Genomic DNA, 17,994 nt, shown 5'->3' on the forward strand with positions numbered 1-17,994 from the left:
ATAACAGGACTTTCCTATGCATGCCGAGAATTTCAATCTGCAGCGCTACTTTCAGCGGATCGGATACGAAGGTGACGCCAAGGCGAATGCCGTCACGCTCGCTGAGATCATGCGTTGCCAGCTGTTTACCGTGCCCTTTGAGAATCTGGACGTGCAGGCCGGCAAGATCGTCTCGCTGGTGCCGGAACACATCGTTGAAAAGATCATCGACCGCCAGCGCGGCGGCTATTGCTACGAGGTCAACGGCATCTTCTCTATGGCCCTGTGTGCGCTAGGCATACCGTTTCGCCTGATTGCGGCACGGCCCATGTTCTACCCGGTGCGGCGACCCAAGACGCACATGGCCATCATCGCCACGGTAGACGGGGAAGACTGGTTGTGCGACCTGGGCTTTGGCAGCTATGGCATCCGCGCGCCCATGCGGCTAGCACTGCTGGACGTGGAGGTGCTGCAGGATGCAGACCGGTTCAAGCTGAGCCGATCCGACAACGGCGAATACCTGCTGCAGGCCTATGCGGGAGGGCAGTGGCTGAACCAGTACGGCTTCGATCTGTCTGCGCAGGAGTGGATCGACTTCGAGCCCGCCAACTACATGAACTCGACCCACCCCGGTGCGATCTTCGTGCAGAAAGTGGTGGTGGTTTTGCACAACCCGCAGGGGCGGGACATCCTGGTCGGCAATCAACTGAAGACGGTCACGCACGGAAAGCTCGAAGAGCGGGCGCTGGACGCGGAGGAACTCAAGACCGTCATGGGTAGCAAGTTTGGGCTGCCTGTGGTCGCGCCGCGCCTATAGCGAACTTGGGGAGCGCACTGGCCCCCTGGTGTTCCTACATCGCTGGGTCTTCATTCAGCCAGTGCGCTGCCACGCTACCCAGCGGGCAGGCTGGCGTGTCCCATGCAAATCCAATACCCGGTATCGACAGCGGCCAGGTCACCCGCCGTGCTGGCCCCCAAAAGCTCTGTTCGATGCCCGGACTCCAATCGCGCTGCGACTCGGCCGCCAGCGGCTGCGCTGCTGCGTCCGCCGTGCGTGGCAGTGACTGCAGCAGGGCAGCGGTGCGCGCCAACGAGGTCCTTGCAATGCTGCCGCTGCCCTCGCGCACGCGCCGCTCCAGCCCGCGCAGCACTGCCGCGGCCAGAAGGTAGCCGGTGGCGTGGTCCAGCGCCTGCACCGGCAGAGGCACTGGCTTGTCGGCCTGGGCGGCGCGCTGGCCCGCTTCGGCGATGCCTGTGCTCATCTGCACAATGCTGTCGAACCCTCTGCGCTGTGCCCAGGGGCCGCTGAAGCCATAGGCGTTCAGCGACACATCCACCAGGCCCGGGCGCAGCTGCTGGCGCCGGTCCGCGTCCAGCCCCATGCGTTGCAGCGCATCGCCACGGTAGCCGTGCACCAGCACATCGGTACTGCCCAGCAGCGCTTCCCAGCGGGCCCTGTCGGCGGGCCGGCGCAGGTCCAGCCGGGCGCAGCGTTTGCCCAGCGTGGTTTCTGGCACCACGGCTGGTTCATCCCACCAGGGCGGGTCTATGCGCAGAACCTCGGCGCCCAGGCCCGCCAGCAGCCGGGTAGCCACGGGGCCGGCCAGTACGCGGGTCAGATCCAGCACCCGCACCCCGCGTAGGGGCCGCTGGGCGGACGCCTGCCAGGCGGGCGCAGCAGCGCTGGCACCCATTTGCCAATGCAGCAGCGGCTCCGCCTGCACGGCCTGGCCTTGCGGGTGTTGCATCCATTGGCTCGCGCTGCGCATGACACCAGCGCAGCCACCTTGGGCCACGACGGCTGCCTCCAGGGCGTCGCCGGTCCAGCCGGCCACGGCCTGCGCCACGGCCGCGCGGTCCGCCGATACCTGCAGCACGGCGAGTGCTGCGGCGCGGTGGTGGGGGGCATTGGTGTGCAGGCGTATCCAGCCGTCGGCCGTGCGGTAGTCGCCCGCCACTGCATCCCACAGGGGCGGCACGGCCCAGCCTTGCGGGCGCAGCGAGGTGGCGAACCAGAACGAGGCCAGGCGGCTATCCACCTGCACCTCGGCCGCCGTGTCCGCAGGTAGCCCGAGGGCATGGCTGAGGCTGGACAGCGCCAGCCCGGCCGCCCCTATGGAGGCAGCTGCCAGGGCGGTGGTCTCGAACACCGAGGGCAGCTCGCCGTCGCCACTGAAGCGCACGCGCGGCAAGGCGGCTGCATTGCCCTCCAGGGCGGACCAGAGGGCGCTGAGGAAATGGCGGTGGGCGGCTGTGTGCATGGGGTGATGGCGGTGGAGATGCTGGCAAGGCAGTTTAGCCAGGACCGTATAGCCCAGTAATTTGGAGGTGATGCACCCCTACGCGCTGCCAATGCCGCGCATACGCCACCCGGCGTATTTCTTCAAAGCGCATGCGTGCCTACAGTCCATCCATCGCCACACACAGGCCCACATGCCGGGTGGCGTATGGGTTCAGTCAGGGTTTATTTCACTACCGGAGAAGCACACATGCAACGTCGATTTACTCTCAAGGCAATTACCGCCGCCGTGGCTCTGAGCAGCCTGTCCATCATCCCCGCGCATGCGGCTGACACCATCAAGGTTGGTGTGCTGCACAGCCTGTCGGGCACCATGGCCATTTCGGAAACCGTGTTGAAAGACACCGTGCTGATGGCGATTGACGAAATCAACGCCAAGGGCGGCGTCTTGGGCAAGAAGCTCGAACCCGTGGTGGTCGACCCGGCTTCCAACTGGCCGCTGTTCGCTGAAAAAACCAAGCAGCTGCTGGGCCAGGACAAGGTCGCCGTTATCTTTGGCTGCTGGACCTCGGTGTCGCGCAAGTCGGTACTGCCTGTCGTGGAAGAAATGAACGGCCTGCTGTTCTACCCTGTGCAGTACGAAGGTGAAGAGCTGTCGAAGAACGTGTTCTACACCGGTGCTGCGCCTAACCAGCAAGCCATTCCTGCGGTGGATTACCTGATGAGCAAGGCCGGTGGCGGCGCCAAGCGTTGGGTGCTGCTGGGCACCGACTATGTCTACCCCCGCACCACCAACAAGATTCTGCGCGCCTACCTGAAGAGCAAGGGCGTGGACGACAAGGACATCGACGAGAAGTACACCCCGTTTGGCCACAGCGATTACCAAACCATCGTGGCTGACATCAAGACGTTCTCTCAAGGCGGCAAGACCGCCGTGGTGTCCACCATCAACGGTGACTCCAACGTGCCGTTCTACAAAGAGCTGGGCAACGCCGGCCTGAAGGCCAAGGACGTGCCGGTCGTTGCTTTCTCCGTGGGTGAAGAAGAGCTGCGCGGTGTGGACACCAAGCCTCTGGTCGGCCACCTGGCTGCCTGGAACTACTTCATGTCCATCAAGAGCCCGACCAATACTGAGTTCATCAAGAAGTGGTCTGCCTACGCCAAGGCCAAGAACCTGCCAGGCGCCGACAAGCCTCTGACCAACGACCCGATGGAAGCCACCTATATCGGTATCAATATGTGGAAGCAAGCGGTCGAGAAGGCCAAGTCCACCGATACCGACAAGGTCATCGCCGCCATGGCCGGCCAGAAGTTCAATGCACCGTCCGGCATCGTGTCGGAAATGGACGCGACCAACCACCACCTGCACAAGTCGGTGTTCATCGGTGAAGTCAAGGCCGACGGCCAGTTCAATGTGGTGTGGAAGACGCCTGGTCCTGTGAAAGCCAAGCCATGGAGCCCGTACATCGAAGGCAATGCCGGCAAGCCCGATGCACCCGTGAAGAAGTAACACCCCCAGGCTACGCACTTCGTGTCTTCGCCCACCCCCTTGCAGGGGGCGATACCAGCGGCCTGGCAGAGCCAGTTCCGCGGTATCCCTGGAAGGGAGCAGGGGCGTTCTCGATGGCTGGTTCCATTCCCTCTTCCTACGGAGAGGGCTAGGGTGGGGGCGACGCCAGCGGCGCGCCCCCATCTCCTTTTTCTTTTTGAAAGCTGGGACATGTTCCGCCCCATCCTTCCCATTTTTACTGCTGCTCTGCTTTTAATAGCTGGTCACGCTTATGCACTAAGCGCTGACGAGGTAAAAGCCTTGGCAACCGGCGAAGCCGAAACGCGCATCGAAGCGCTGAACAAAGCCGTCGTCAACGCCGACGAGAAGACCGTGGCCTTCATCCAGGCGCTGTCCGACGACCAGATCAAGATCCAGGGTGACAAAGTCTTTTGGGTCCAGGGCGACAAGACCGTGGACCCTGCCAGTGGCGCCGCTGTGGCGCTACCGGAAGACGCCGAAGACGTCATCAACAACAACCAAATGCGCGGCGAGCTGGACAATGCGCTGGCCGCCCTGAAGCTGTTTTCCAAAGACGACAAGGTGCGTGCCGCCTCCGTCAAAACCCTGCTGGCCGAGCCCGACGAGAGCAAGCTGGCCCTGGTCGAAAAAGCCTTTGCTTCTGAGGCCAATGCCGCCATCAAAGAGCAGCTGGGCCTGCTGCGCGGCGCCTTGCTGCTCAACAGCACCGACAAGGCGCACCGTCTGGACGCCATCAAAACCCTGGCCGACAGCAGCAACCCTGCCACCAAGACGGTGCTGCTGGCGCGCCTGAAGGAAGAGGCGGAGCCAGATGTCAAAGTGGCCCTCTCGGCCGCATTGGCCAAGGTGGATGCGGCGCTGGCCTGGGGCAACCGCCTGGGCTCCATCTTCAGCGGCATCAGCCTGGGCTCCATCCTGTTGCTGGTGGCGCTGGGCCTGGCCATCACCTATGGGCTGATGGGCGTGATCAATATGGCGCACGGCGAGCTGATGATGATCGGCGCCTACGCCACGTATTTTGTGCAGACTGTTTTCCAAAAATATCTGCCTGGCGCCTTCGACTGGTATTTGCTGGCTGCCGTGCCCGTGTCCTTTCTGGTGGCGGCCCTGGTGGGCGCGGCGCTGGAACGCAGCGTGTTGCGCTTTCTGTATGGCCGCCCGCTGGAGACCTTGCTCGCCACCTGGGGTATCAGCCTGATGCTGCAGCAGCTGGTGCGCAGCATCTTCGGCGCGCAAAACGTCGGGGTGGAAAACCCGGTGTGGATGAGCGGTGGTGTGCAGGTGCTGGCCAATTTGTCGCTGCCCTATAACCGGCTGGTGATCATTGCCTTTGCCGTGGCCGTGCTGCTGGGCGTGGGTTGGCTGATTGGTCGGACCCGGCTTGGTCTGTTTGTGCGCGGCGTGACGCAAAACCGGCCCATCGCTTCTTGCATGGGCGTGAACACCGCGCGTATCGATACCTATGCGTTTGCGCTCGGCTCGGGCATCGCCGGACTGGCTGGTTGCGCGCTGAGCCAGGTGGGCAACGTGGGCCCCGACCTGGGCCAGGGCTATATCGTGGATGCCTTCATGGTGGTGGTACTGGGGGGCGTGGGCCAACTCGCCGGCACCGTGTACGCCGCGCTGGGCCTGGGCATCTTGAACAAGCTGTTGGAGGGATTGACCGGTGCGGTGTTGGCGAAGATCGCGGTGCTGGTGCTGATCATTATCTTTATCCAGAAACGACCACAGGGCATCTTTGCCATGAAGGGCCGGAGTGCAGAAGCATGAGTAACGTTGTTCTACCCACCAAAGGCCCGCTGCTGACCCGTTCCGGCTGGAGCAGCTTCATTGTCGCGCTGATCCTGGTTTGCGCCGTGGCGCCAGTGTTGAATCTCCTGACGCCGGCCGACAGCATCTGGCATCTGAGCGACTACGCCATTGCGCTGGTCGGCAAGATCATGTGCTACGCCATTGCAGCGCTGGCCATGGATTTGATCTGGGGCTACACCGGCATCTTGAGCCTGGGCCACGGTCTGTTCTTCGCCCTCGGCGGCTATGCCATGGGCATGTATTTGATGCGCCAGATCGGCCGCGACGGCAATTACAAAAGCGATCTGCCGGACTTCATGGTGTTCCTCGACTGGAAGGCCTTGCCCTGGCACTGGACCTTGAGCGGCAGCTTCGGCGCCACGCTGTTTTTGATCGTGGTGGCACCGGCGGTGGTGGCCGGTATCTTTGGCTTCTTCGCCTTCCGCTCGCGCATCAAGGGGGTGTACTTTTCCATCATCACGCAGGCGATGACCTTTGCCACCATGCTGCTGTTCTTCCGTAACGAAACCGGCTTTGGTGGCAACAACGGATTTACCGATTTCAAGCGCATCCTGGGCATCCCCATGGCCACCACTTCGATGCGCATGACCTTATTTGTGCTCACGGGTTTGACCTTGCTGGGCTTTTTCCTGTTCGCCAAATGGCTGGTCGGTAGCAAGTACGGCCGGGTGTTGCAGGCCATCCGCGATGCGGAAACGCGTGTCATGTTTTCCGGCTATTCGCCACTCGGCTACAAGCTGAGCATCTGGGTGATTTCTGCCGTGATGTGCGGCGTGGCCGGGGCCTTGTATGTGACGCAAGTGGGCATCATCAACCCCAGCGAGATGAGCCCCGCGAACTCAATCGAGATCGCCGTGTGGGCCGCAGTCGGTGGCCGGGCGACGCTGATCGGCCCCATCCTGGGCGCCTTCATCGTCAACGGTGCGAAGAGCTGGTTGACCGTGGCCTATCCCGAGTTCTGGCTGTACTTTCTGGGTGCCCTGTTTATTGCTGTGACATTGTTCCTGCCGGACGGCGTGGTGGGTTTGGTGAAGAAGTTGAAGGGAGCCAAGGCATGACGCCCGATCTGATGGACGAAGGCACGGAGCGCCTGGACCGCAAAGAAAAGCAGCAACACGGAACCGGCCAGACTGAATCCGGTGGCCGCGAAGCCGGCTTCTCGCGCATCCATACCCCTGGTGAGGTGGACATCGCCCACGGCCGCATCCTGTACCTGGAAGATGTGCACGTGAGCTTTGACGGCTTCAAGGCCATCAACGGCCTGAGTCTGGACATCGCGCCCGGCGAGCTGCGCTGCATCATCGGCCCCAATGGCGCCGGCAAGACCACGATGATGGACATCATCACCGGCAAGACCCGGCCGAACAGCGGCAAGGTGTTCTTCGGTAGCACCATCGACCTGCTGCGCCACAACGAGCCCGAGATCGCCCAGCTGGGCATTGGCCGCAAGTTCCAGAAGCCCACGGTGTTTGAAAAGCTCAGCGTGTTCGAGAACCTGGAGCTGGCGCTGAAGATGAACAAGAGCGTCAAGTCATCCATGCTGCACAAGCTCGATTCGGCGCAGAGCGACAAGCTGGCCGAGATGCTGACCACCATCCACCTGGCCGACAGCGTGACGCGCCAGGCCGGCAACCTCAGCCACGGCCAGAAGCAGTGGTTGGAGATCGGCATGCTGTTGATGCAAGATCCCAAATTGCTGCTGCTGGACGAGCCAGTGGCCGGCATGACCGATGAGGAAACCGCACGCACGGCCGAGCTGTTCCTGACGCTGAAGGGCAAGCATTCGCTGATGGTGGTAGAGCACGACATGAGCTTCATCAAGACCATCTCGGAGATCGTCACCGTGCTGTGCGATGGCTCGGTGCTGGCACAGGGCACGCTGGACCAGGTGCAGGCCGATGAGCGCGTGATTGAGGTTTATCTTGGCCGATAGAGCTGCGCTCCTAGCCAATTGGGCTCTGACCCCTATTGGCGGGTTGACGTTAGCCGCCTGTACTTCACCCTTAACTAGATCCTTCCACCATGCTGAACGTTAAGAACATCAACCAGTACTACGGCGGCTCGCACATCCTGCGCGACGTCAGCCTGCAATGCACCAAAGGCAAGGTCACCGTGCTGCTGGGCCGCAACGGCGTGGGCAAGACGACCTTGCTGAAATCGCTGATGGGCCTGGTGCCCATCAAGACCGGCAGCATTGAGCTGGACGGCAAGGCCATCCAGGGCTACACGCCGTATGAGCGGGCCCGCGCAGGTGTCGGCTTTGTGCCGCAAGGCCGCGAAATCTTTGCCCGCCTGACGGTGGAAGAAAACCTGCGCATGGGCCTGGCCTACAAAAGCGCCAGCACGCCTATTCCGCCCGAGCTGTTCACTTTGTTTCCGGTACTCAAGCAGATGATTAACCGGCGCGGCGGCGACCTGTCTGGCGGGCAGCAGCAGCAGCTGGCCATTGCCCGCGCGCTGGCCGCCGGCCCCAAGCTGCTGATCTTGGACGAACCCACCGAGGGCATACAGCCCAGCATCATCAAGGACATTGGCCGCGTGATCCGCATGCTGGCCGACCGCGGCGACATGGCCATTCTGTTGGTGGAGCAGTACTACGATTTCGCCCAGGAACTGGCCGACGATTACCTGGTGATGGAGCGCGGCGAGTTCATCGCCCGCGGCCTGGGCAAGGACATGGAAGCCAACGGCGTACGCAATCTGGTGGCGATTTGATTCCTGCTGTATCCGGGGTAGATAAAAAACCCGTAAAGGTCTGACATCGATCCAGGAAGGCCTTAGAGTCTGGTACTACGTACTTTTGCCGTACCCGCCATGACTTCTTTTCTAAAACGCCTGATTCCCAAGTTTGGTCAGACCGCGCCCGAGCCCGCGGCGCCGGCGCAGTCAGCCCCGGCACCTGCCGCCGTGGTTAAGCCGCCCGTGCCGCCGCGTCCGCAGCCGGTAGTGGCGCGCCGCCCTCTGGTCTCTGCCAATGGCGATGTGGCCGGGTTTGAGTTCCGAATCGACGACGCTGTGCAGCGCAGTCTTAGTGCCAGTGGCGATGCTGCTGCGCAAACCGCCCAGGTGGCGGCTGTGCTGGTGGCGGCTCGGCTGGTGGCCATGCAGGGGCGCACCGGTTTTGCGCGGTTGCCTGCGGCGTGGTTGGCGCAGGCTGTGGTGCCCAAGGACGATGCCGGCGTGGTGGTCGGCGTGGAGGCCGATGCGGCACAGCCGCTGGCACCCGAGGCGCAGCAGGCGTTGCGTGACACGGTGGCCGCCTTCCGCACGGCCGGGGCCCGCCTGGCCTGGAGCAGCAGCCTGGACATGGGCGTGGCCCCGGACTTCTGGCTGCTGCGACCCGGCGCGGCCGGTGTGGATGCCTTGCTGGAGCAGCTGAAAACCCAGGCCGGCGCGGCAGCCAAGCTACCGGCCATCGTCACCGACCTGGCCCAGGTCGAGCATATGGAACTGGTGCTGCACGGCGGCGCGCAGTTTGCCAGCGGCGCCATGGGCAGCGCGGCACGCGTGGCCAAACCCAAGGCCCAGGCCCTGGCACCCGAGGTGGGGCGCCTGTCCCAGCTGCTGAGCCAGCTCTCTGCCGGAGCCGACACGCCGGTGATCGTGGCGGCCATCAAGGGCGATGTGAGCCTGACCTACCGTTTGCTGCAGCGCATGAACAGCGCCAGCTTTGCCCACCTGGGCGGCATTTCCAGCGTGGACCAGGCGGTGCAGATGCTGGGCCGCAACGATCTGCACCGCTGGTTGTCGCTGATGCTGATGCAGTTCGCCGGCAGCCGCAAGATGGCCTCGGCTCTGCAAGAGATCGCGCTGTGCCGCTCGCGCCTGGTCGAGCTGCTGGCCATAGAGCGTGGCGAGTCCGAGCCAGGCCGCTTCTTCACCCTGGGGCTGGCGTCCATGCTGGGCCTGATCCTCAAAATAAGTCCTGAGGAAGTAGTCGCTACTCTCAGCTTGCCGCCTGAGGCCGAGCAGGCCCTGCTGGGCCAGGCCGGCCCCTGGCATGTCTACCTGCATACCGCCGCGCAGGTAGAGAACCAGACCGCCAGCGACGCCAGTGTGGCGGCCGACGGCTTCAGCAGCCTGGACCGGGTGCTGGAACTCTCCAGCCAGGCCTGGGCTTGGGCCGAGGCCAATGCGGTGAAAGACGGCGCCAAGCCGGCTTGAACCACGGGACTGGGTTGCTATTTATTTGGTAGCAGCTGGCGCAGGTAGTACCTGCGCCAGAGCCACTTTTTATCTGAATCCCTATAGCGCAGTCTGCACCGTGCCTACGCAGGGGCCAAAGCCTATGCGGGCCTGGCCGGCGCGTTCGCACCAGCCGCGCAGCGCCACCCGGTCGCCGTCTTCCAGGTAGCGGCGCTGCACGCCGCCGGGCAGCTCCAGCGGTACCTGGCCGCCGCGCGTCAGTTCCAGTAAACAGCCTTCTTCACCCGGCTCTGGGCCGGACTGGGTGCCGGTGCCCAGCAGGTCGCCGGTCTGCAGATTGCAGCCATTGCTGCTGTGGTGGGCCAGCATATGCGCTACCGACCAGTAAGCGTGCCGGTAGCTGGTGTGCGACAAGCGTGTGGCTTGGGTCTGGCCCGCCGGGGTGAGCCAGGTTTCCAGTTGGATGTCTATGCCCTGCACCCGGGGCGAATGCAGATAGGGCAGGGCTGGCGGGTCGTTGGCTGCGCGCGGCAGGGCCGAGCGGTAGGGCGCCAGCGCCTCCAGTGTGACGATCCAGGGCGACACCGTGGTCAGAAAGTTCTTGGCCATGAAGGGCCCCAGCGGCATGGATTCCCAGGCCTGCACGTCGCGTGCCGACCAGTCGTTCAGTAGGCACAGGCCGAACACATGCTGCTCTGCATCGTCTAGTGCGATGGCGCTGCCGCGTGGGTTGCCGGGGCCGACGTAGATGCCTAGCTCCAGCTCGTAGTCCAGCTTGGCGATAGGGCCGAAGCGGGGCGTGGCGGCGTCGGGCGCGCGGGTCTGGCCCTGCGGCCGGGGCACGCCGGTGCCGCTGATGGCTACCGAAGATGCGCGCCCGTGGTAGCCGATGGGCAGCCATTTGAAGTTGGGCGGCAGCGCGTTGTCGGGCTGGAAGGCGCGGCCCGCATTCAGCGCGTGGTACTGCGAGGTGAGGAAGTCGGTGTAGTCGCCGATCTGCGCCGGTACCGCGTATTCCGCATCCGCCTGGGCCACCAGGCAGGTTTGCAGCTGCGCGGCTTCGGGCGCCCCTTCGCGCAGCAGGCGCGACAGAGCCCACCGCAGTGCGGACCAGGCGCTGGGGCCGAGGGCCATCAGGCCATTGAGCGTGCTGGTGCAGGCCGCCTCGGCTGCCCGGGCGGCCAGTCCGCTGAACACATTCTGCGCATAGGCTGCGGCCAGGTCGAGGATGGCGTCGCCAATGGCCACGCCGCCGCGCCACGCCTCCTGGCAGCCGCTGCGGCGGAACACGCAGTAGGGCAGGTTTTGCAAGGGGAAATCGCTGCCCGGTTGCTGGGCGGAGGCGACCCAGCTACGCAGGCTGGGGTCATGGGTTTCGTTGAGCATGGAGCTGCCTTTCATCAAGGGATCAAAACCGGTGGCGTATGCCGATGCCATAGCTATTGCCGCTGGCGTCGATGACGCTGAGCGGCGCGGGCAGGGTGCGTGTGCGGGTGGCGTCGTGCATCCACATGGCGTACACATCGGTGCGTTGCGACAGCTTGTGGTCGTAGCCCAGGCTGAGGATCTTGCGTTCCACATTGCCGCCGGCCACGCTGGCCGGCACGGGCGCCACGGTGTCGTGGGTGGTACGGGCGGCATAGCCTGCCAGGAAGCGGCCGGCGCCTACGGGCACTGCGGCGCTGATGTCCCACAAGCGATAGCCGACGTTCTGCGGTGCGGCCTGTGTGCCGTCGTTCTGGATATGGCCGATGTGGGTGTACAGCTTCACCGCATCGAAGTCGTACGAGGCCGCCAGCTGCCAGCTGCTGGTGTCGTTCGGCGTGGTGCCATCGGCAAAAGTCAGCGGGTCCTTCTTCACGCTTTGCCACACCAGCGAGGTCGCCAGCGGGCCCTGGGTATAGGCCAGGCGCAGCGCGCTGTTGCCGCCGCCCTGGCCTTCGGACAGCGAGCGTGCCGCCGTCGCCGAGGCGCCGGCAAACGTGGGGGTTTCATACACCAGGGAGTTGGTCCAGCTGGTGCCGCCGCCGAGAATGCCGCCGGTGAAGGTCAGCAGCGGCAGCGGGCCAAAGACCATGGAGTCGCCAAAGGCGTTGGAGCCAATGGTGTTCAGAAACAGCTGCGAGATGATCGTGCCCGCGCGTAGCCGGCCCCAGCTGGGGCTGGATAGACCGACCCAGGCGGCGCGCGAGAACAACGGATCGGCCGCCACATTCACCGGCGCCGGCAGTGCACCGCTGCGGCCGGAAGCACCGACATCGCTGCGGAAGAAAGCCGACAGCTCGAACAAGGCGTTCAGCCCTCCGCCCAGGTCTTCGTTGCCGCGAACGCCCCAGTGGCTGGCCGACATGCCGCCGTCTTCCAGCTTGGTGGTGCGCAGGCTTTGTGTGTTGATGCCGCTGATGGAACTGGCAAAACTGCCGGCCACGTTGTCCACCAGGCCGTACATCTGCAGGCCCGGGGTGACGGCAGGCTGGCCTTGGGCGGTGCCTGCGTAAGAGCACAGGGCGGCCAGGGCCCAAGGGGTGAGTGTGGATAGTTTGGATTGCATGGTGTTGTCTCCTCGGTGGGGTGGTGGTGAATTTCGGAACGTGGCTATCCCTGGCGCAGTCGGCGGGCGACTGCGCCACAAGCGGAATCAGCGGGAAGGGCTTGGTTTGGCTAAGCTTGGCTAGGTTTTCATCGCGCGCTGGCCTGCAGTGCGTCGTCGAAGATGGCGACGGCGCGGGTCCAGCCGGCCGATGCGGCGCGCACCTTGACCGGGAAGCAACTGATGTAGAAGCCGTGCGGCGGCAGGGCCGACAAGTTGTGCAGCTTCTCCAGATGGCAGTAGCCGATCTCGCGGCCGGCCTTGTGGCCTTCCCAGATCAGGCTGGCGTCCCGGGTGTCTGCATAACGCTGGGCGGTTTGCGCGAATGGCGCGTCCCAGCTCCAGGCGTCGGTGCCGGTCAGGCGCACACCGCGCTCCAGCAGGTACAGCGTGGCCTCGCGGCCCATGCCGCAGCCGGCGCGGGTATAGCCCGGCGAGCCGTAGGCGGCCTCGGCGGCGGTGTTGATGACCACGATGTCCAGCGGCTGCAGCGTGTGGCCTATGCGCGCCAGCTCGGCCTGTACATCGGCGGGCTGCACCACATAGCCGTCGGGGAAGTGGCGAAAGTCCAGCTTCACACCGGGCTGGAAGCACCAGTTCAGGTCCACCTCGTCGATGGTGATGGCGCGCTGGCCGCCGTCCATGGTGGAGGCGAAGTGCCAGGGGGCGTCCAGGTGGGTGCCGTTGTGGGTGTTCAGCTGCACGTCTTCCACGGCCCAGGCCTCGCCGTCAGGCATGTCTTCTTGCTGCAGGCCGGGGAAGAAGCGGGCCATCTCCGGGTAGCTGGTCTGGTGGTCGATGTAGCTGATCTTGGGCCCCAGGCCGGGCGGGTCGGAGGGCACGTCGTTTTCCAGGTGCATGGAGATGTCGATGAAGCGGCGGGTCATGCTTGGTCTTTCGTGGTTTGCTATGGATTCAGTAGCTACCTGCGCAGGTAATATCTGCGCTAGCGGCTGTTTTTGTATAAATGCTCAGCGGTGCAGCGCCTGCTGCGCGCGCATCAGCACCATGGCCGCTACGGCTGCCACCACAATGCCGGGGCTTGAAGCCGCCATCACCCCGCCCAGGCCCATGCCGGCGGCCAATACCTGCCCGGCAATCATGGGTCCGCTGATGGCACCCAGCCGGCCGACCGTGATGGAGGCTCCAACCCCGGTCGCACGGATGGACGTGGGGTAGAGCGTGGGCGCCATCGCATACAGCACCAGCTGGCCACCCAGGGTGCAGAAGCCCGCGCCCAACCCGGCCAGCAGCATCAGCCCCAGGCCGTCCGACAGACCCAGCCCGGCCAGTGACAGCAGCATGCCCAGATAGATGCAGACGGCGGTGAATACGCGCTCCTTGCCGTCCATCAATTTGCCCACCAGCAGCGAGCCGGCGGCGCCGCCGAAGTTGAAGAACAGCTGCACCAGGCCCGCATCGGCGCGCCGAAAGCCTTTGCCCTGCAGCAGCGAGGGCAGCCAGTTCAGCAGCATGTAGAGCACGGTCAGCACAAAGAAGCTGGCCAGCCACAGCAGCAGGGTGGACTTCCACATACCGCCCTGGAACAAACCGGCCATGCTGCTGCCAGCGTTGCTGGAGTGGGGCCGGTCTGGCTGCGCCTGGCCCAGGTTGCGGTTCACAAAGGCGCGCGATTCCGGCAGCAGCACGACCAGCAGCAGCGCAATCGCCATCGGCAGCACGCCGCCTACATAGAACAGGCCGCGCCAGCCGCCGCCAAAGTTCAGCATGCCCAGTACCGCCGCCAAGGCCCCGCCCAGCGGAATGCCGGCATAGGTCAGGCTGACGGCCATGCCGCGCTTGTGCTCGTCCGCCGCTTCGGACGACAGGGCGATCAGGATGGGCAGCGCCGCGCCCAGGCCCAGACCGGCCAGAAAGCGCGCGGCCAGCAGGCTGGTGTAGTCCCACACATGGGCTGTCGCCAGCGAGAACAGGCCGAATAGCAGCACCGAGCCGATCAGCACCTTCTTGCGGCCGATGCGGTCGGCCAGCCAGCCGCCAAACAAGGCACTGGGCAGCAGGCCGACCAGGCCGGCGCTGAACATGCCGCCCATCTGCGGCGGCAGCAGCTTGAATTCGGCACCGATGCCGGGTGCGGCAATGCCGGCGGCCTGCAGGTCCAGGCCTTCGAGCAGGGCCACGATGAAGCAGAGCAACAGGGTGAGCCACTTGCTGGTGTTGGGTAGGGCCGCGCCGGTAGGGGCGCTGGCGGTGGGGCTGGTCATTTCTGGTCTCCTGGTGGTTTGTGTTGTGGGCGGTAGGGGCGTGCGCACCCCCGGCGCGGTCGGCGTGCGACTGCGCCTTGCTTGGCAGGGCAAAGGGAGTGGGAGAGCGGCGGGGGGCTTATGGCCCCATGGCCTGGCCGCCGTGTCTAGGCTGTGTGGGCATGGCGGTCCTTAGTGGGTGGGGGCAGCGCAGGCGCCGCGCAGGCCGTGGGTGATGAAGGCCACCAGCAGTGGCCCGCTGGTGTCGAAGTCGCCCGGCTGGTTCTGGCCCAGCGACAGGCGTTCTATGCGGCGGTCGTTCACATGGTGCAGCAGCGCGCCCAGCGCAAACTGGTAGCACCAGGCGGCCTGGCTGCGCGTGGCCTGGGGTAGGGCGGCGGCCAGCGCGTCGATGAAGGCGTGGGCCAGCGGGTCGAACAGCTCGCGTATCACCGGCTCGTCTTCCTCTTGGTGGTTGCTCATGCCACGCGACAGGATGCGCATGAAGTTCTGCCCTGTCGCCTGGGCCGCCACCTTCAGCACCGGCAGCACAAAGGCATTGACGATGTCCTCCAGCAATTGGCCCGGTGCGGCATTTCGCTGGGCCGCAGCCAGCGACTCCAGCCGCTCGCCGATGTAGCCCGCACGCTCGCGGAAGATGGCGTGGTACAGCGACAGCTTAGGGCCGTAGTAGTAGCCCACCAGGGCCAGCGGCACGCCGGCTTCTTCGGCGATGTCGCGTATCGATACGCCATGGAAACCGGCCGTGGCGAACAGTCGCTCTGCTGCCAGCAGGATGTTTTGCTGCCGATTCGGCGCCAGCGCGTCCTCGCCAGGTTCGGTGGCCGCCTTGCGCCGGCTGGCCGGTGTGCTGCGGGTGGTAGATGTGGTTTTGGGTGATGGCATAGGTTGGTTTATACGCTTGTACAAGAATATTGAACACTCGTACAAACACCGATGCCTGTTTTTACCTTGCAATGTTGTACGTTTGTACAAATCATGTTAAAGAAATACCCAGGGATGACCTGGGTACTATGGTTTTGATAGCTTCTGGCGCAGATACTTCCTGCGCTAGAGGCTGATTTGGCTAGGATTGGCGGGCGACGCGCCAGCGCGGCCACAGCAGGTTGATCACCAGGCCCAGCATCACCAGGCCGGCTGCTATCAGCTTCCAGGCCGGCAGGGGTTCGCCCAGCCACCAGGCCGAGGTGCCCATGCCAAACACCGGCACCAGCAGGGCCAGGGGCGAGATGGTGGCGGCCGGGTGGCGTGCCAGCAGCCAGGCCCACATGGCGTAGCCAAACAGGCTGTTGCCCCAGGCCTGCCACACCACGGCGACCCAGGTGCCGAGGTCGGCGGTGTGCAGGCTGGTGACCAGGGCCGCACTGCCTTCGAACACCCAGGCCAGCGCCAGCAGCGGGGGTACGGCAAACAGGCTGGACCAGACCACGTAGGCCATCATGTTGACCTTGCCTGCCTGGCGCGATGCGGTGTTGCCGCCACCCCAGGACAGTGCCGCCAGCAGCACCACGGCCAGACCCAGCGGGGTGGTGCTGCCGTCGGTGTGCAGCATGATGACCACGATGCCGCTGGCCGCCAGCAGCAGGCCACACCACTGGTAGGCCTGCATGCGTTCCTTGGTGGTGCGCATGGCCAGGGCAATGGTGAAGAACACCTGGGTCTGCACCACCAGCGAGGCCAGCCCCGGCGAGATATGGCCCTGCATGGCCCAGTAGATCAGCCCAAACTGGCCCACGCCAATCAGCACGCCATAGGTGGCCAGGTTGCGCCAGGGCACGGTCGGCCGTGGGATGAAGAACACCGCCGGCAGCAGCACCAGCGCGAAGCGCCAGGTGGCCAGCCATAGCGGCGTGAAGTGCGCCAGCGCGATCTTGATGATGGCGAAGTTGCTACCCCACACCGCCACGATGGCCAGAGCCAGCAAAAAGCGACGCAGGGACAGTTGTGTAGACATGTAACAGAAATAGGTGAAAAGGCCGCCATTGTGGGGCCTGTGCTTTACCCCCGTGTGTACGCTACCCTTTTAGTAGCTGCTGGCGCAGGGTCTATCAGCGCCAGCGGCACTTTTTATGCCAGGTTTTGGCGGCGTGTCAGCTGCAGCGGCATGCCGCCCGCCGGGCGCAGCGTGACGTTCAGCACCGGTTGGGGCGGCGCCGCGCTGCCCGGCGCCAGGCGGAAGCGCTGCAGCACCATGGCGGCGATCAGCGTCATCTCGGTCGTCGCAAACAGATTGCCTATGCACACCCGTGGCCCGGCGCCAAACGGCAGGTAGCTGCCGCGCTCGTGCAGGGCCTGGCCGGTGCTGGAAAAACGCTCGGGGTCAAAGCGCTCGGGCTCGGGGAACCAGCGCGCATCGTGCTGCAGCACCCAGGGCGTGACGCGCACCAGTGCACCTTTGGGTAGCTGCCAGGGGCCGATCTGCACCGGGCGCAGCGCGCGCCGGCTGATTAGCGAGGGTGCCGGCGGGTACAGGCGCATGGTTTCTTTCAGCGTCTGGGCCAGGTAGGGCAGCTGGGGCAGGTCCTCATAGCAAGGCGGGCGCTGGCCCAGCACCTGGTCCACCTCGTCCTGGGCGCGCTGGGCATAGTCGGGGTGGGCAGCCATGGTGTGGCCCCACCAGGTGAGGGCGGCGGCGGTGGTTTCGTGGCCGGCCAGGAAGATGGTCATGCACTGGTCGCGCACCTCTTCGTCGCTCAGCGCGCCGCCATCACCGCTGTCGTCGCTGTCGTCGCGCACGGCCATCAGCATGGCCAGCAGGTCGCTTTGTGCGGTGCCGTTGGCCTGGCGGCGCTGCCGGATGTGGCGGCGCACCAGGCCGTCCAGCATGTGCTTGGCGCGACGGGTGGCCCATTTGTGCGGCATCCAGTCGGGCAGGCTGAAGGGCCAGAAGAATTCCTCCATGCCAGCGCGGCTGATCACCTGCACCGCCTGCTCGGCCGCTAGCGCTTCGGCGCGGTTGCTGTCGCTGATCTGCTGGCTGAACAGAGTGCGCAGCACCACGTCCATGGTCAGCTGGGTCACCATGTGTTCGAAGTTCAGCGTCTGCGTGGGCAGGGGCGGCAAGGCGTCCAGGGCCTGGGCGGCGGCGGCCACCATGTGCTGGGCGTAGCCGGCCATGCGCTTGGGGCCAAAGCCGGGTTGCAGCATGCGGCGCTGGCGCTGCCAGGTATCGCCCTCGGTCACCAGCACGCTCTGGCCGTGCACCTTGGCGAAGACCGCCGTGCCGCGCTCCCAGCGGATGAAGTTGCGCGCCTGCTCTACCAGCACTTCGCGCACCCAGTCGGGGCGGAAGAATTCGAAGGTTTGCTCCGGGCCTATGCGCGCGTGCACCGCGTCACCGTAGTGGCTGTGCATATGCCGCGCCGTACCCAGGTAGTCGCGGCGCATCTGGCCCAGCAGGGGGAAGCCGAAAAAGCGGGGCAGGGGGCCTGGAGGAAAGCTTGCGTTGGATGGGGTCATGGTGGCTACTGTG

Annotated in this window: 15 protein-coding genes; 7 read left to right on the forward strand and 8 right to left on the reverse strand. The window is 64.9% G+C overall.

What is annotated here, in order from left to right:
• Positions 1–16: 16 nt before the first annotated feature.
• A complete protein-coding gene (locus tag AC07O2_RS14290; RefSeq protein WP_495076409.1) occupies positions 17–796 on the forward strand; it encodes an arylamine N-acetyltransferase family protein in 780 nt (259 codons plus the stop codon).
• 34 nt (positions 797–830) lie between these two features.
• On the opposite strand, the gene AC07O2_RS14295 is transcribed toward AC07O2_RS14290, so the two are convergent.
• Positions 831–2,240, reverse strand: a complete 1,410-nt coding sequence (locus tag AC07O2_RS14295; protein ID WP_495076410.1) for a CoA transferase — start codon at positions 2,238–2,240, stop codon at positions 831–833.
• 228 nt (positions 2,241–2,468) lie between these two features.
• On the opposite strand from AC07O2_RS14295, the gene urtA reads away from it, so the two are divergent.
• The 6 genes from urtA (at position 2,469) to AC07O2_RS14325 (ending at position 9,725) form a co-directional block, all read left to right on the forward strand.
• Positions 2,469–3,728: an urea ABC transporter substrate-binding protein gene (gene urtA, locus AC07O2_RS14300; RefSeq protein WP_495076411.1), complete on the forward strand. Its 1,260-nt coding sequence runs from the start codon at positions 2,469–2,471 to the stop codon at positions 3,726–3,728.
• Between the two features lie 210 nt (positions 3,729–3,938).
• Complete coding sequence (gene urtB / locus AC07O2_RS14305; protein ID WP_495076412.1) at positions 3,939–5,519, forward strand: urea ABC transporter permease subunit UrtB; 1,581 nt, start codon at positions 3,939–3,941, stop codon at positions 5,517–5,519.
• Positions 5,516–6,619, forward strand: a complete 1,104-nt coding sequence (gene urtC / locus AC07O2_RS14310) for an urea ABC transporter permease subunit UrtC (protein ID WP_495076413.1) — start codon at positions 5,516–5,518, stop codon at positions 6,617–6,619. Before urtB ends, urtC begins: the two co-directional genes overlap by 4 nt.
• Positions 6,616–7,494 carry an urea ABC transporter ATP-binding protein UrtD gene (urtD, locus tag AC07O2_RS14315; protein WP_495076414.1) on the forward strand — a complete coding sequence of 293 codons (879 nt, stop codon included), beginning with the start codon at positions 6,616–6,618 and terminating at the stop codon, positions 7,492–7,494. Before urtC ends, urtD begins: the two co-directional genes overlap by 4 nt.
• Before the next feature lie 89 nt (positions 7,495–7,583).
• Entirely contained in the window at positions 7,584–8,276 is a 693-nt protein-coding gene (urtE, locus tag AC07O2_RS14320; protein ID WP_495076415.1) for an urea ABC transporter ATP-binding subunit UrtE, read from the forward strand.
• A gap of 99 nt (positions 8,277–8,375) precedes the next feature.
• Positions 8,376–9,725 (forward strand): HDOD domain-containing protein, encoded by a 1,350-nt coding sequence (locus AC07O2_RS14325; RefSeq protein ID WP_495076416.1) that lies wholly within the window; start codon positions 8,376–8,378, stop codon positions 9,723–9,725.
• An 81-nt stretch (positions 9,726–9,806) separates the two neighbouring features.
• Here the strand turns inward: AC07O2_RS14325 and fahA are convergent, their stop codons facing one another.
• The 7 genes from fahA to AC07O2_RS14360 form a co-directional block, all read right to left on the reverse strand.
• Positions 9,807–11,144 (reverse strand): fumarylacetoacetase, encoded by a 1,338-nt coding sequence (gene fahA / locus AC07O2_RS14330; RefSeq protein WP_495076417.1) that lies wholly within the window; start codon positions 11,142–11,144, stop codon positions 9,807–9,809.
• Positions 11,116–12,258, reverse strand: coding sequence for a porin (locus AC07O2_RS14335; protein ID WP_495076418.1), 1,143 nt, complete (start codon positions 12,256–12,258; stop codon positions 11,116–11,118). Before AC07O2_RS14335 ends, fahA begins: the two co-directional genes overlap by 29 nt.
• A gap of 128 nt (positions 12,259–12,386) precedes the next feature.
• Positions 12,387–13,184: a cyclase family protein gene (locus AC07O2_RS14340; RefSeq protein WP_495076419.1), complete on the reverse strand. Its 798-nt coding sequence runs from the start codon at positions 13,182–13,184 to the stop codon at positions 12,387–12,389.
• 84 nt (positions 13,185–13,268) lie between these two features.
• The gene (gene mhpT / locus AC07O2_RS14345; RefSeq protein ID WP_495076420.1) at positions 13,269–14,522 is read right to left on the reverse strand and encodes a 3-(3-hydroxy-phenyl)propionate transporter MhpT; all 1,254 of its coding nucleotides are present in this window, start codon (positions 14,520–14,522) and stop codon (positions 13,269–13,271) included.
• 171 nt (positions 14,523–14,693) lie between these two features.
• Positions 14,694–15,407: a TetR/AcrR family transcriptional regulator gene (locus AC07O2_RS14350; RefSeq protein ID WP_495076421.1), complete on the reverse strand. Its 714-nt coding sequence runs from the start codon at positions 15,405–15,407 to the stop codon at positions 14,694–14,696.
• 181 nt (positions 15,408–15,588) lie between these two features.
• On the reverse strand, positions 15,589–16,476 hold the full coding sequence (locus tag AC07O2_RS14355) for an EamA family transporter (protein ID WP_495076422.1): 888 nt from the start codon (positions 16,474–16,476) through the stop codon (positions 15,589–15,591).
• 113 nt (positions 16,477–16,589) lie between these two features.
• The gene (locus tag AC07O2_RS14360; protein WP_495076423.1) at positions 16,590–17,981 is read right to left on the reverse strand and encodes a cytochrome P450; all 1,392 of its coding nucleotides are present in this window, start codon (positions 17,979–17,981) and stop codon (positions 16,590–16,592) included.
• Positions 17,982–17,994 lie beyond the last annotated feature (13 nt).

Source organism: Rhodoferax sp. GW821-FHT10B06 (genome assembly GCF_059415605.1).

Coding starts and splice junctions, on each gene's coding strand:
- urtE (WP_495076415.1), top strand. CDS start 7,584: ATGCTGAACGTTAAGAACATCAACCAGTACTACGGCGGCTCGCACATC.
- mhpT (WP_495076420.1), bottom strand. CDS start 14,522: ATGACCAGCCCCACCGCCAGCGCCCCTACCGGCGCGGCCCTACCCAAC.
- urtB (WP_495076412.1), top strand. CDS start 3,939: ATGTTCCGCCCCATCCTTCCCATTTTTACTGCTGCTCTGCTTTTAATA.
- AC07O2_RS14295 (WP_495076410.1), bottom strand. CDS start 2,240: ATGCACACAGCCGCCCACCGCCATTTCCTCAGCGCCCTCTGGTCCGCC.
- urtA (WP_495076411.1), top strand. CDS start 2,469: ATGCAACGTCGATTTACTCTCAAGGCAATTACCGCCGCCGTGGCTCTG.
- fahA (WP_495076417.1), bottom strand. CDS start 11,144: ATGGCATCGGCATACGCCACCGGTTTTGATCCCTTGATGAAAGGCAGC.
- AC07O2_RS14360 (WP_495076423.1), bottom strand. CDS start 17,981: ATGACCCCATCCAACGCAAGCTTTCCTCCAGGCCCCCTGCCCCGCTTT.
- AC07O2_RS14290 (WP_495076409.1), top strand. CDS start 17: ATGCATGCCGAGAATTTCAATCTGCAGCGCTACTTTCAGCGGATCGGA.
- AC07O2_RS14325 (WP_495076416.1), top strand. CDS start 8,376: ATGACTTCTTTTCTAAAACGCCTGATTCCCAAGTTTGGTCAGACCGCG.
- AC07O2_RS14340 (WP_495076419.1), bottom strand. CDS start 13,184: ATGACCCGCCGCTTCATCGACATCTCCATGCACCTGGAAAACGACGTG.
- AC07O2_RS14355 (WP_495076422.1), bottom strand. CDS start 16,476: ATGTCTACACAACTGTCCCTGCGTCGCTTTTTGCTGGCTCTGGCCATC.
- AC07O2_RS14335 (WP_495076418.1), bottom strand. CDS start 12,258: ATGCAATCCAAACTATCCACACTCACCCCTTGGGCCCTGGCCGCCCTG.
- urtC (WP_495076413.1), top strand. CDS start 5,516: ATGAGTAACGTTGTTCTACCCACCAAAGGCCCGCTGCTGACCCGTTCC.
- urtD (WP_495076414.1), top strand. CDS start 6,616: ATGACGCCCGATCTGATGGACGAAGGCACGGAGCGCCTGGACCGCAAA.
- AC07O2_RS14350 (WP_495076421.1), bottom strand. CDS start 15,407: ATGCCATCACCCAAAACCACATCTACCACCCGCAGCACACCGGCCAGC.